Source organism: Pseudoalteromonas sp. SR45-5 (assembly GCF_014163565.1).
Lineage (GTDB): Bacteria > Pseudomonadota > Gammaproteobacteria > Enterobacterales > Alteromonadaceae > Pseudoalteromonas > Pseudoalteromonas distincta.
This window is the reverse complement of sequence record NZ_JACJDN010000982.1, coordinates 1-892: the sequence shown is the minus strand read 5'-3', so window position 1 is coordinate 892 and position 892 is coordinate 1. Positions and strand designations below refer to the sequence as shown.

Genomic DNA, 892 nt, shown 5'->3' with positions numbered 1-892 from the left:
TACTTTGGAACTAAATTTTATTTAAGATCCATCTCTTGGATGATCTCGTGTGCGATTTCAGGTGTAGTGCTAACAGGCTTTTCGTGTAAGTTTGCTTTTATCTGCCCTTTTCGATGTTTTAGTGCCGCATCGAGTTTTTTAGCTGCGCTTGCAATGGCTGGGTACATAACTTCGTTTTCCCCTTTTACCGACATGCGCGTGCCTTCGTAATTAGTGCTAATTTCAGCTTGGATTTTATGATGCTCTTTAGACAAAATAATATCGAGTGCAATAAGCGATGGAAAGTGGCTCTCGATTTTTGAAAATTTTTCGTTGATGTGCTCTCTAATAGAGTCAGTAACTTCAACATGGTGACCAGAAAGATTAATTTTCATAGGGTATCCTTTTATTTGTTACCTCATAAATAGTATTGGGGGCTATTTAGATTAACACAAGGAAAAAAGAGAGATATTTGAGGTTTATTTGCGGTTTTTGGTGATTTAAATCATGCGTTGTGCAAAGTTTATGCAAAGCCCATAGTGCATGGGCTTTCAGACGTCTAGCTGTATTGATTAATCTGTGTACGAACAACAGTAGTCAGCAAAATCAGATACTTTTACTTTAAAGCTTACATTTGCATCAACATTAAACGATTCACCCGCGTTAAATGTTTTCCACTCACTTGCCCCTGGTAATAAAATATCCCATTGGCCAGCTAAAAGCTCCATGCATTCTTTTTGGTTTGTATCAAAAACAAACTCACCAGGTTGCATAAAGCCTAACGTTTTCGCTTCTCCATCACCTAAAATAACGGTACGGCTCGACACTTTTCCGTCAAAATATACATTGGCTTTTTTTACTACACTTACGTTATCGAACTTTGGCATTTTTAGCTCCTGCTATTAATTTAAGA

At 37.3% G+C, this 892-nt stretch carries 2 protein-coding genes; both read right to left on the bottom strand.

What is annotated here, in order from left to right; genetic code table 11:
- Positions 1 to 17: 17 nt before the first annotated feature.
- On the bottom strand, positions 18 to 374 hold the full coding sequence (gene hpf, locus H5072_RS20515) for a ribosome hibernation-promoting factor, HPF/YfiA family (RefSeq protein WP_182694642.1): 357 nt from the start codon (positions 372 to 374) through the stop codon (positions 18 to 20).
- Positions 375 to 551: 177 nt separating this feature from the next.
- On the bottom strand, positions 552 to 866 hold the full coding sequence (locus H5072_RS20510; RefSeq protein WP_002958974.1) for a pyrimidine/purine nucleoside phosphorylase: 315 nt from the start codon (positions 864 to 866) through the stop codon (positions 552 to 554).
- Positions 867 to 892: the final 26 nt, after the last annotated feature.